At 73.8% G+C, this 11852-nt stretch carries 14 protein-coding genes; all 14 read right to left on the reverse strand.

Translation table 11 applies throughout. From position 1 onward, the window contains the following. Positions 1-227: 227 nt before the first annotated feature. A complete protein-coding gene (locus ABD811_RS39410; RefSeq protein WP_344958059.1) occupies positions 228-1055 on the reverse strand; it encodes a hypothetical protein in 828 nt (275 codons plus the stop codon). Between the two features lie 90 nt (positions 1056-1145). Next, positions 1146-1847, reverse strand: a complete 702-nt coding sequence (locus ABD811_RS39415) for a VIT1/CCC1 transporter family protein (protein ID WP_344958061.1) — start codon at positions 1845-1847, stop codon at positions 1146-1148. 18 nt (positions 1848-1865) lie between these two features. Next, positions 1866-3266, reverse strand: a complete 1401-nt coding sequence (lgt, locus tag ABD811_RS39420) for a prolipoprotein diacylglyceryl transferase (RefSeq protein WP_344958063.1) — start codon at positions 3264-3266, stop codon at positions 1866-1868. A gap of 93 nt (positions 3267-3359) precedes the next feature. Further along, a complete protein-coding gene (locus tag ABD811_RS39425; RefSeq protein WP_344958065.1) occupies positions 3360-4100 on the reverse strand; it encodes a DsbA family protein in 741 nt (246 codons plus the stop codon). A 149-nt stretch (positions 4101-4249) separates the two neighbouring features. Next, positions 4250-5026 carry a DsbA family protein gene (locus ABD811_RS39430; RefSeq protein WP_344958067.1) on the reverse strand — a complete coding sequence of 259 codons (777 nt, stop codon included), beginning with the start codon at positions 5024-5026 and terminating at the stop codon, positions 4250-4252. Between the two features lie 60 nt (positions 5027-5086). Next, on the reverse strand, positions 5087-5578 hold the full coding sequence (locus ABD811_RS39435; RefSeq protein ID WP_344958069.1) for a vitamin K epoxide reductase family protein: 492 nt from the start codon (positions 5576-5578) through the stop codon (positions 5087-5089). A 180-nt stretch (positions 5579-5758) separates the two neighbouring features. After that, entirely contained in the window at positions 5759-6571 is an 813-nt protein-coding gene (gene trpA / locus ABD811_RS39440; protein ID WP_344958070.1) for a tryptophan synthase subunit alpha, read from the reverse strand. Beyond that, complete coding sequence (gene trpB, locus ABD811_RS39445; RefSeq protein ID WP_344958071.1) at positions 6568-7800, reverse strand: tryptophan synthase subunit beta; 1233 nt, start codon at positions 7798-7800, stop codon at positions 6568-6570. The genes trpA and trpB overlap by 4 nt, the downstream gene beginning before the upstream one ends. A 151-nt stretch (positions 7801-7951) precedes the next feature. Next, positions 7952-8758 (reverse strand): indole-3-glycerol phosphate synthase TrpC, encoded by an 807-nt coding sequence (gene trpC / locus ABD811_RS39450; RefSeq protein WP_344958072.1) that lies wholly within the window; start codon positions 8756-8758, stop codon positions 7952-7954. Between the two features lie 222 nt (positions 8759-8980). After that, entirely contained in the window at positions 8981-9460 is a 480-nt protein-coding gene (locus ABD811_RS39455) for a DUF2752 domain-containing protein (protein WP_344958073.1), read from the reverse strand. 22 nt (positions 9461-9482) lie between these two features. Next, positions 9483-10160, reverse strand: a complete 678-nt coding sequence (locus ABD811_RS39460) for a response regulator transcription factor (RefSeq protein ID WP_344958074.1) — start codon at positions 10158-10160, stop codon at positions 9483-9485. After that, the gene (locus ABD811_RS39465; RefSeq protein ID WP_344958075.1) at positions 10157-10822 is read right to left on the reverse strand and encodes a Trp biosynthesis-associated membrane protein; all 666 of its coding nucleotides are present in this window, start codon (positions 10820-10822) and stop codon (positions 10157-10159) included. The genes ABD811_RS39460 and ABD811_RS39465 overlap by 4 nt, the downstream gene beginning before the upstream one ends. Then, positions 10819-11202 carry a phosphoribosyl-AMP cyclohydrolase gene (hisI, locus tag ABD811_RS39470; protein WP_344958077.1) on the reverse strand — a complete coding sequence of 128 codons (384 nt, stop codon included), beginning with the start codon at positions 11200-11202 and terminating at the stop codon, positions 10819-10821. The genes ABD811_RS39465 and hisI overlap by 4 nt, the downstream gene beginning before the upstream one ends. 130 nt (positions 11203-11332) lie before the next feature. Then, a complete protein-coding gene (locus tag ABD811_RS39475) occupies positions 11333-11542 on the reverse strand; it encodes a cold-shock protein (RefSeq protein WP_285492631.1) in 210 nt (69 codons plus the stop codon). Positions 11543-11852: the final 310 nt, after the last annotated feature.

Genomic DNA, 11852 nt, shown 5'->3' on the forward strand with positions numbered 1-11852 from the left:
GCGGCCGCTCCTCCCGGGGCGGCCGCTGCCCCGCGGCGGGGCGGCGTTCGCGCGGGCCGGGACGTCCGTCGGCGGGACGGGGCTGGCGGGAACCTGAGCGGGGAGCCGCGCCGGGCCGTCGGGGGCCCGGGACGCGGCCGGGTTCTTGGCGGTCCACGAGGGCGCAGACTAACGTCCGCGCGCCGGTCGCGGGGCCGTTCCGGGCCGAACCGCCGGTCCGCGCCGCGTCAACGCCCGTTCCCCTCGTCGGGCAGGCGGCCCCACACGAAGTCGGCGGGCTTCTCGACGGCCAGGCTGATGTCGATCATCTCGTTGAGCGAGGCGGGCCGGGCGCCGCCCGCGCGCTGCACCCAGGTGACGATCGTGTAGTGCCCGTACGCCTGGGCGTAGGCGGCGCTGAACCCGCCGCCGAACTTCGGCGCGCCCGGCGCGACCAGCGGCAGCACGAAACCGGCCTTGGTGGCCGGGTCCATCACCCGCACGATCTGGTCGGCGCCCTCCTGGCTGGCCAGGTTGATCGCGGCGAACTGCCCGACGTACTTGCGGTCCTGGCTGACGTACGTGCCGCGGGCGATCTGCGAGCAGCCCGCCTTGGCCAGGTCGTCGTGGAGCCGCTGCCCCCAGGTGACCGACTTGCAGTCCCCGGACAGCTGCGCCCCCGCCAGCGTGAACGAATAGTTCTGGTAGGTGACCGTCTTGGTCTCGCCCGAGAAGACCTCGCCCTGCGTCATCGGCCGCTGGTCGGCCGAGCGCTGGGCGATGCGGGCCATCTGACGGTCGGCCATCTGCGGGGTGTAGGCGGTCGGCAGCACGCCGGGCCCGTTGCTCAGCCCGGTCGCGGCGCCCTCCTCGTCGTCGCCGCCGGTCAGCACCACCACGCCCGCGGCGGCCGCCGCCACGACGGCCACCGCCCCCGCGACGGCGCCCCACAGCAGTTTGGGACTGCGCTTCTTCTTCCTCCTGCCGCCGGGTTTGCTGTCGTCCTCCGGCCAGAAGTCCCGCCCACCGGCCGGACGACCGGTCTCCGGCGCACCTGTGTCACGAGCCTCGATCACAGGACGCGAGCCTATCGACTACACCGCCTCCCGCGGGGGCAAACGAGCGGTTCCTCACCGTTTGTCGTCCGATCCCCGCCGAGCCCCCGGCTAGGAAACGCCGCCCGCTCCGATCAACGCGCCGACCACATAGGTGACCCCCGCCGCGGCGGCGCCGAAGCCCAGCTGGCGCAGCCCGCCGAACCACCAGCTGCGCGTGGTCAGCCGCGACACCACCGCGCCCGCGGCGAACAGCCCGACGGCCGCGATGACGGCGGCGGGCCACAGGCTGGCGGCGCCGAACGCGTACGGCAGCACCGGCAGCACGGCGCCGACCGCGAACGACAGGAGCGACGACACCGCCGCCAGCAGCGGGGACGGCAGGTCGTCCGGCGTCACCCCGAGCTCGGCGCGGGCGTGCACCTTCAGGGCTTGGTCCGGGTCGCGCGACAGCTGCCGCGCGACCTCGGCCGCCAGCTCGGGGTCGACGCCGCGCTCGACGTACAGGCCCGCCAGCTCGGCCTGCTCGGCGCTCGGATGGCGGGCCAGCTCCCGGCGCTCCACCTCGATCTCGGCCTCGGCCAGCTCCGACTGCGAGGCCACCGAGACGTACTCGCCCGCGGCCATGGAGAACGCGCCCGCCACCAGGCCCGCCAGCCCGGCCAGCAGCACGACCTGCCGGCTCGCCTGACCGCCCGCCACCCCGGCGATCAGCGCGAAGTTGGAGACCAGGCCGTCCATGGCCCCGAACACCGCGGGCCGCAGCCAGCCGCCGGTGACGTCACGGTGCTGATGATGGATCTCCGCGGGCACCCCGGTCTCCTCGCCGTCCTACTTCGCGTCCTTGACGGCCTCCGCCTTGCCCCGCTCGCCGGCGTCCTCGGCGCCCTCGGTCTCCTTCGGTTCCTCGGGCTCCTCGGCCTTGACGGGCTCGTCGGCCTTCTCGGCCGTCCCGGCCGTGCCGGGCTCGGCGTCCTCGGCGTCCGCCTCCGGGTCGTCCGCTTCGGTGGTCTTGGCGTCGGTTTCACGGTCATTCTGCCGGGACGCCTGGTCCGCACCGTCGCCGGGGTCGTCCGCTCCGGCCGCCTCGGTGGATCCGGACGGCTCGTCCTCGGCGGCGTCCTTCTCCACCGTGTCGTGCGGCGGCTCGTCCTGCTCGGGCGCGTCCGCTCGCGGTTCGTCCGCCTCCTCGGCGTCCTTGGCGGGCGTCGCGGTCTCTTCGGCGTCCTCGGCCGCTTCGGCCTTTGCCAGGGGCTCGGCGTCCTCGGGGTCCTCCGCCTTCTCGGCGGGCTCGGCGGGCTTCGCGGGCGTGCCGCTCTCCGGGGCGCTCTCCGGGGCCTCGGCGGGCTCGGCGGGGGCGGGCGGGGTCGCGGCGGGCGCCGCGTCCGGGCCCACGGTGACGGTCTCGGGGCCGGTCTTGGTCCGCGTCAGGTACAGGTACGCGACGGCGCCCAGGAAGACGACCAGCGCCGTCCAGTCGTTGAGACGCATGCCGAGGACGTGGTGGGCGTCGTCGATGCGCAGGGCCTCGATCCAGAACCGCCCGACCGTGTACGCGGCGACGTAGAGGGCGAACACCCGCCCGTGCGCCAGCTTGAAGCGGCGCTGGGCCCACACGACCAGGATCGCCACACCAACGCACCACAGCGACTCGTACAGGAACGTGGGGTGGTAGGTGGCGACGTCGGCGTAGCGGGGGTCCAGGTTGCCGTTCTCGAGGCGCGGCCGGTGCCCCTGGTCGATCTCCAGCGCCCAGAACGCGTCCAGCGGCCGCCCGTACAGCTCCTGGTTCCAGTAGTTGCCCCATCGGCCGATGGCCTGGGCCAGCGCGATGCCGGGCGCCACCGTGTCGGCCATCGCCGACACCGAGATCCCGCGCCGGCGGCAGCCGATCACCGCGCCCAGCGCGCCGAGCAGGATGGCGCCCCAGATGCCGAGGCCGCCCTCCCAGATCTTCAGCGCGTCCACCGGGTTGCGTCCGGAGCCGAAGTAGCGCTGGTAGTCGGTGATCACATGGTAGAGCCGCCCGCCGAGCAGGCCGAACGGCACCGCCCAGATGGCGATGTCCATGACGACGCCCGGCGTCCCGCCGCGGGCGGCCCAGCGCCGCTCGCCCAGCCAGACCGCGACGACGATGCCAATGATGATCATCAGGGCGTAGGCGCGGATCGGGACGGGTCCGAGGTGCCAGACGCCCTGGGAAGGACTCGGTATGAAGGCCACCGGCTGCATGTCCGTTGACGTTACCGCCTCCGGCGTCCCCGAGTGCCCCGGAAGCCCCGGTAACCCGATATGCCGTGCCGGAAGGCCGCCCTGACGGCGCGGTCAGCCGCGGCCCGCGTCGAGTACGGCCCGTTCGAGCGCCCCGGCGTCGAGCAGCTGGGCCTGCAGGTCCAGGGCGCGGCCGTTCAGGAACACGGTCGGAGTGGCGTCCACCTTCCGGGTCCGGGTGGCGTACCGCGTCATCACATCGACCTGGGCGGCCTTGTGCATTTTCTCGACGCAGGCGGCGAAGCCGGCGTCGGTGATGCCGGTCTCGCGGCCCCAGGCGACGAGCTGGGCCGGTTCGAAGCCGGCGACGCCCTCCTCCGGCTGGTGGGCGTACAGCGTGTCGTGGTAGGCGGGCCAGCGGTCGACCGGGGCGCACAGGGCGGCGTTGGCGGCTCGGCGGCTGTTGGACGCCAGCGGTTCGCTGGCGGGGCCGCGGAACAGCTGGAACGGCCAGTAGACGACCCTGACCCTGCCCTCGGCGGCCAGTTTCTTGATCGTCGGGCCGACGATGTGCTCCATGGCCCGGCACACGGGGCACTGGAAGTCCTCGAAGATCTCCAGCACCGGCCGGGTCACCCCGGCCCGGGTCATGACGGTGGCGCCGTCCGGGGTGCGCGACGCGGGCGCCAGCGGCCCCCGGTAGGTGCCGGGGCCGGTGGACTCCCCGCGGCCGTCACGGCCCCGCAGCGCCACGACCACCGCCACGGCCACGGCGATCACCGCGACGGCGCCGAGGACGGCCAGCAGCACCCGCTGCCGCCGCCGGCCCTCGGCCGTCCGGCCCGCCCTGTCCATCGCTCCCCCGATCGACGACGGCCACCTCCCCCGGAGTCGCCGGTAGAGACGCTACCGGGGGAACGTTCCAGGGCAGGTAAAACGACACCGTGGACCCGCACAGGGGGTCCACGGTGCTCGTCGTCGGCGCGGGACGGGTGCCCGCGGGGTCAGCGGCCGGACTGGGCGGCGGACTCGATCGCCTGGCGCAGGGTCTCGCCGCTGCCGATCTCGTTCTCCAGCTTGCGGCCGTCGAGGAAGACGGTGGGCGTGCCGGTGACCTTGCGGTCGTCCAGCGCGTACTTGGTCATCTCGTCGACCTGCGACTTCTTCTGCTGGTCGGTGACGCACTTGTCGAAGTTCGGGTCGGTGACGCCCACGTCCTTGCCCCAGGCGACCAGGTCGTCGGTGGCGAAGCCGTCCCGGCCCTCCACCGGCTGGAACTTGAACAGCGCGTCGTGGTACGACAGCCACTGCGCGGCCGGGACGCACAGCGCCGCCGCCGCCGACCGCAGCGAGTTCGACCTGATCGGGTCGCGCTGCTGGCCGAACAGGTGGAACGGCCGGTAGACGACCTTGACCTTGCCCTCGGCGGCCAGCTGCTTGACGGTCTTGCCGGTGGACTCCTCGAACTGCTTGCAGGCCGGGCACTGGAAGTCCTCGAAGATCTCCAGCACCGGCTTGGTCACACCCTGCTTGGCCATGACGATGGAACCGTCGGCCTCGCGGGTCACCGGCGCCTGCGGGCCGGTGTAGGCGACCGCCTTCTGGTCGCGCCGGCCCTGCTGGTCAACGATGATCACGATCGCCGCCACGACCGCCGCCACCGCGACCACCGCGCCCAGCACGACAGCCAGCAGCCGCCGCTGGCGCTGCCGCGCCTGCTCGCGCTTGCGCTGCTCGGCCAGGCGCTCGCGCGCGGACCGCTCCCGTGCGGCCTTGCTCATCAGCTCTCTCCTCGGCGGGAACGCCGCGGGCGCGCCGTGGCGCCGCGCGGCCGGGCGGACCTAGTCGACCTGACCGGCCCGCCGGTATTCATCGAACAGGACAAGTGCGAACAGCAGGATAGTGACGATGTGCACACCGGTGCACCACTGGCAATACTTGTGCAGGATCGCCGCCTCGACGGTCACCAGGTAGACCACGAACAGCACGCCGACGCAGACCGACAGCAGCCGTCCCCACCGCAGCGGAGGCCACGGCGATCTCAGCGCGGGCGGGCTGACCAGCGCGGCGAACCCGACGAAGAACGCCAGCCCCAGCCACGGCAGCGGAATGCCCAGCAGTTCAGAGTACTTGCTGCTGGTCACCGAGTGGCAGTCCAGCTTGCCGCTGGTGGTGCACAGCAGGGCGCCGTCGTCGTAGTGCGCGTAGACCAGGTAGCCCGAGATGCCCAGGCCGACCAGCGTGAGCACCCACACGGTGGGCGCGAACCACGGCGGGCGCGACGGCACGGCGGGCGCCGCCTCGCCGTGCCGCGTCTCGACGGATTCCTGCACGATCCTGATCCTTCCGCCACGGACGTCGTCCAGGGGCCGGGTCGCGGGCGGAGCGGTCACGCGTCCGCCCGGACGCGACGCGACTTCACCTTAGAGGACGACGCATAAGTTGGGCGTTGGAAAGCGGCCTCGACGCGGCGCTTCCACACCGGGCGGCGGCCCGCGGACGGGCCGGCCGTGTCAGCGCGGGTTGCGGACGCCGTCGGCCAGTTCGGCGGCGAGGGCGCGGACGGCCTCGACGCCGGTGCGCTCGTCGGGGGCGTCCAGCAGGCGGCGGATGAACGCCGAGCCCACGATGACGCCGTCGGCGAAACCGGCGACCTCGGCGGCCTGCGCCCCGTCGCTGACGCCCAGGCCCAGCCCGACCGGCAGCGTGGCCCCCCGCGCGTCCAGGACGGCGCGGGTGCGCTCCACCAGGCGGGGCGCGCCGGTATCGACGGCGGCGCGGGCGCCGGTGACGCCCATCAACGACGCGGCGTACACGAATCCCCGGCACACCCGGGTGATCTTGTCGAGCCGCTCGTCGGTGGAGCTGAGCGCGACGAGGAACACCCGGTCGAGGTCGTGGGCGTCGGACGCGGCGAGCCAGGGCCCGGCCTCTTCGGGGGTGAGGTCGGGGGTGATGAGGCCGGCACCGCCCGCGGACTTCAGGTCGCGGGCGAAGGCGTCGACGCCGTAGTGGTCGACGGGGTTCCAGTACGTCATCACCAGGGTGTGCGCGCCGGTGGCGGCGACGGCCTCCACGGTGCGGAAAACGTCGGCGACGCGGATGCCGCCGACCAGCGCCCGGTGCACGGCGTCCTGGATGGTGGGGCCGTCCATCATCGGGTCGGAGTAGGGCAGGCCGATCTCGATGACGTCGCAGCCCGCCTCGACCATCGCGGTGGCGGCGGCCACGGCGCCGTCGAAGCTGGGGAACCCGGCCGGCAGGTAGCCGACGAGCGCGGCCCGGCCCTCGGCCTTGGCCTTCTCGAACGCGATCTGGACGCTCACTTGCCCTCTCCTTCCGGCATGAGCCCGAAGAACTGGGCGGCGGTGTGCATGTCCTTGTCGCCGCGGCCGGACAGGCACACGACGATCGTGGCGTCCGGGCCGAGCTCCCGGCCGACCTTGAGGGCGCCGGCCAGGGCGTGCGCGGACTCGATGGCGGGGATGATGCCCTCGGTGCGGCACAGCAGCGCGAAGGCGTCCATGGCCTCGGCGTCGGTGATGTCCCGGTACTCGGCGCGGCCGGTGTCGCGCAGCCAGGAGTGCTCGGGGCCGACGCCGGGGTAGTCCAGCCCGGCGGAGATCGAGTGGGTCTCCAGGGTCTGGCCGTCGTCGTCCTGCAGCAGGTAGGTGCGCATGCCGTGGATGACGCCGAGCGACCCGCCGACCAGGGTGGCGGCGTGCCGGCCAGTGGCCACGCCGTCGCCGCCGGCCTCGAACCCGTACAGCTTCACGGACTCGTCCGGGACGAAGGCGTGGAAGGTGCCGATGGCGTTGGAGCCGCCGCCGACGCAGGCCACGACGGCGTCGGGCAGCCGTCCGGTCATCCGCAGGCACTGCTCGCGCGCCTCGACGCCGATGACGCGCTGGAAGTCGCGCACCATCATCGGGAACGGGTGCGGGCCCATGACCGAGCCGATGCAGTAGTGGGTGTGGTCGACGGAGGCGACCCAGTCGCGGAACGCCTCGTTGCAGGCGTCCTTGAGGGTGCGGCTGCCGGTGCGGACGGGGATCACCTCGGCGCCCAGCATCCGCATCCGCGCGACGTTGAGGGCCTGCCGCTCGGTGTCGACCTCGCCCATGTAGACGGTGCACTCCAGGCCGAGCAGGGCGGCGGCGGTGGCGGTGGCCACGCCGTGCTGCCCGGCGCCGGTCTCGGCGATCACGCGGCGCTTGCCCATGCGGCGGGTCAGCAGCGCCTGCCCCAGCACATTGTTGATCTTGTGGGAGCCGGTGTGGTTGAGGTCCTCGCGCTTGAGCAGGACGCGGGCGCCGCCCGCGTGCTCGGCGAAGCGGCGGGCCTCGGTCAGCCGGCTGGGCCGTCCGGCGTACTCGGCCAGCAGGCGGTCCAGCTCGCCGGTGAAGGCGGGGTCCCGCCGGGCGGCCTCGTACTCGCGGGTCAGCTCGTCGAGGGCGGCCATGAGGGCCTCGGGGGCGAAGCGTCCGCCGAACACGCCGAAGTGGCCGGTGGCGTCGGGCACGACGGCACCGTTCGAGGTGGTGTCGATGGTCATGGGAATCCTGTCGTGGGAGAAGGGCTCATCCGGGCTGCTGGGTCGTCGGCCGAGCGCGCCATCGTTCGCGCAGGGTCTCGACGGGGGCCCCGGACGGGCCCGCTCCCAGGGACGGCTCTCTCCGCATGACGCTCACCCTATCGCGATCGCGTCAGCCGCTCTGCCGCAGGGCCGGATGCGCGCCCGCGGCCACCAGGTCGGCGACGGCGCCGCGCGGGTCGCGGCCCATCACCAGGCTCTCGCCCACCAGCACCGCGTCGGCGCCCGCCGAGGCGTAGGCGAGCAGGTCGTGCGGGCCGCGCACGCCCGACTCGGCGATCTTGACGACGTCCTTGGGGATCAGCGGGGCCAGCCGGGCGAACACGCCGCGGTCGACGCGCAGGGTCTTCAGGTCGCGCGCGTTGACCCCGATGACCTTGGCGCCCGCGTCGACCGCGCGGGTCACCTCCTCCTCGGTGTGCACCTCGACCAGCGGGGTGAGCCCGATCGACTCGGCCCGCTCGACCAGCGACACCAGCGCGTCCTGCTCCAGCGCGGCCACGATCAGCAGGGCGAGGTCGGCGCCGTAGGCGCGGGCCTCCCACAGCTGGTAGGAGGTGACGATGAAGTCCTTGCGCAGCACCGCCACGTCGACGTCGGCGCGCACCGCGGCCAGGTCGTCCAGGCTGCCGCCGAACCGGCGCCGCTCGGTCAGCACGCTGATCACCTTGGCGCCGCCCGACTCGTAGTCGCGGGCCAGCGCGGCCGGGTCGGCGATGGCGGCCAGCGCGCCCTTGGACGGGCTGCTGCGCTTGACCTCGGCGATGACGGACACCCCCGGGGAGCGCAGCGCCGCGAGCGCGTCGCGCGGCGGCTCGGCCCGCTCGGCCTTGGCCTTGAGGTCGTCGAGCGTCACCGTGCGCTGCCGGTCGGCCAGATCTGCCCGGACGCCGTCGATGATCTCGTTCAGCACGCTCACGACCTGACCCCCGCTCCCCTACGCACCGTGCTCACGGCGCGGCCTTCCTTCCTTGCGGGCCGGTCGGTCCCGGCGGCGCGCCACTCCGGCGCGCTCACGCCGCAGCGCTCGGGCTCGCTCACGGGAAGGCCCCCTATATTCCGGTCGATCCGTGCACCGATCGTAGCCGCAGCCGCCGACGGCCCTCGAACCCGGGCCGGTCTCAGGACGCCCGAAACCGCGTCAAGGGGCCAGCGCGTGAGCGAACGGCAGGTTCCGGACGATCCAGTACACGACGATGAGCCCAAGGAACGGGTAGATCACGCGCGGCCGCACCAGGGCCGAGGCGAACGGCACGCCCTTGGCCGCGCAGGCCGTCCAGCGCGCCCACAGGTAGGCGAAGACGGGCAGCAGCAGGAAGACCATGGGGTTGAGCCCGAACGCCTCCCAGACGCGGCCGTGCGTCAGCGAGTTCACCATGCGCATTCCCCCGCAGCCGGGGCAGTACAGGCCGGTCGCCCACAGGAACGGGCAGGTCGGGTAGTGGCCGGGCTCGTGCGGGTCGACGACGCTGACCAGCGTCACACCGGCGGCGGTCGCGGCCAGGACGATGCCGGGGCCGGCCAGCGCCCGCCTGCGGAGGCGCTGTTCCGCCGGGGCGGACGCGCGCGGGTGCGGGGGCGGCTGCGTGGCGTGGGCTGGTGCGCCGGTCGCGTCGTCCACCGTGGGGTTCCTCTCCGGGAGCTCAGGGGTCAAGGACGTAGCCGACGCCGCGAACGGTGCGGATCGGGCTGCCGTCGCCCAGCTTGCTGCGCAACTGTGCGATGTGCACGTCCACCGTGCGGCTTCCGGCCCCGGCGCCCGGGCCCCAGGCGGCGTCGAGGAGCTGTTCGCGCGTGAAGACCCGGCCGGGGTTGCTCATCAGGAACTCCAGCAGGTCGAACTCGGTCACGGTGAGGGCCACGGCGCGGTCGCCCACGCTGACGGCGCGTCCCTGCGGGTCGAGGCTCACCCGGCCGGCCCGCAGCGGCCCCGGGTCGTGGTCGCCGGTGCCGTGGCGCAGCGCCTCGGCCACCGCGCCGACCAGGACACGGGGACCGAACGGCCGCGTCACCTGGTGCTCGCCCAGCGCGCGCCGCGTGAGCGCGTCGATCGGCCCGGTCACGGCCACGACGGGCGCGGGACGGGCCGCCTCCGCCACCCGGCGGTACAGCTCGGCGGGCAGCGGGGTGTCGGACACGTCCAGCACCACCGCGTCGGGGCGGACGCGCGCCACGGCGACGGCCGCACGCGAGGGGTCCGGTTCGATCTCGACGGCGAAGCCCTCGCGGACGAGGTAGCGCCGCTCCAGTTCCGCCACGTCGGGTTCGTGCTCGGCGACCAGGATGAGCCCGCCGCCGTCGGCGCCCGTCCCGCGGCTCACGGCCGCTCCGAACGTCCGCGTCCGGTCTCCTGGGATGCGGGGGCGTCCCCCTCCGCGGGCCGCGTGGGGTCAGCAGGGGGGTCGGCGGGGGCGGTGGGGTCCTCGCCGCGGTCCAGGGACTTCCACAGGCTGGAGGGGTCGTCGGCCCTGGGCGGGGTGCGGGGGGCGGCCGTGGCGGGGCGTTCGTAGCGGGCCGACATGCCGGGCCAGCGCGCGCCGCGCAGCAGCGTCACGAGCCCCGCGGCCAGCAGCAGCAGGCCGCCGGCGAGGGACACGACCCACCACAGGTTGACGTCGACGGACGGGTGCGCGGCCAGCCGCAGCAGGGCGCTCTTCTCGTCCGCCGCCGCCCGGACGTGGGAGGCGCGCACGGACGCCACGGAGGCGTAGCCGATGGCGGCGCCGAACAGCACCAGCAGCACGCCGACCCCGGCCCGTACCTTGCCGCGGGTGGCGAACAGGGCCGCCAGCCCCGCCAGCCCGGCCCAGCCCAGGGCGCCCGCCGCTCCGCCCAGGTCGCGCCCTGTGAGCTCCTGTGTGAACGGGGTGATGGCGCCGGTGGCCCGCACGTGCGCCCAGGCGCGCCCTGCGGCCAGCAGGGTCAGCGCGGCACCGGCCGCGCACAGCAGGGCGGCCAGGGCGCGTTCCCGGGCGGGAGTCACGAGCCTGTGGCGGGCCGTTCCCCGACGACGACGTCGAGCACGTCGGCGTCCCAGCAGGTGCGGTCGCCGGTGTGGCAGGCGGCGCCGACCTGGTCGACCTTCACCAGGATCGCGTCGCCGTCGCAGTCCAGGGCGACCGACTTGACCCACTGCTGGTGGCCGGAGCTCTCGCCCTTCACCCAGTACTCCTGCCGGCTGCGGGACCAGTAGGTGGCGCGGCCGGTGGTGAGGGTGCGGTGCAGGGCCTCGTCGTCCATCCACGCCAGCATGAGCACCTCTCCGGTGTCGTACTGCTGGGCGATGGCGGGCACGAGGCCGTCGGGCGTGCGCTTGAGACGTTCGGCGATCTTGGGGTCCAGATTGGACGGGCGAGCGGACATGTGCTCCATTCTGCCGGGTCGGAGCGCGAGCCCCGTACCGGGTTTCCACCCGCCCGCGACGCCCGGGCCCGGGAAACCACAGGGCCCGCACCCCTGGCGTGGGGAACGGGCCCGGCGGTACGACTACGGGTTACGAGAGGGGGACGACGTTGTCGGCCTGCGGGCCGCGCTGACCCTGCGTCACCTCGAACTCGACGCGCTGGTTCTCGTCGAGGGTGCGGTAGCCGGACGACTGGATGGCCGTGTAGTGCACGAACACGTCGGCGCCACCGCCGTCCACGGCGATGAAGCCGTAGCCCTTCTCGGCGTTGAACCACTTCACGGTGCCCTGCTGGGGCATGTCTTTCTCCTTGCGGCAAAACTCGGGCCCACACCGCGCGGGTCCCGTGCCGGTCGCTGCGGGACGTCTTCGCCCCCGGCACTGCCCCGGAAAAGCCAAAACGCCCGCTGCCATCAGTCCGCGGGCGTTCCTTACAAACGATCGAGAACCACGACTGCAACCGACCGCTCCACCGTATCACCGGATCCGCGTAAACCCCAGGAGCTACAACCCTCCCGATTCTCCTGTGGGCGAAGTGACGCGTTAATGGCCGCGGGCCGCGCCGCGAGGGGCCTCGCGGGCCCCGGGACGCCCGCGGCGGCCAGCAGGG

This window comes from Actinomadura miaoliensis, assembly GCF_039536785.1.
In the GTDB taxonomy this organism is placed as follows: Bacteria; Actinomycetota; Actinomycetes; order Streptosporangiales; family Streptosporangiaceae; genus Spirillospora; species Spirillospora miaoliensis.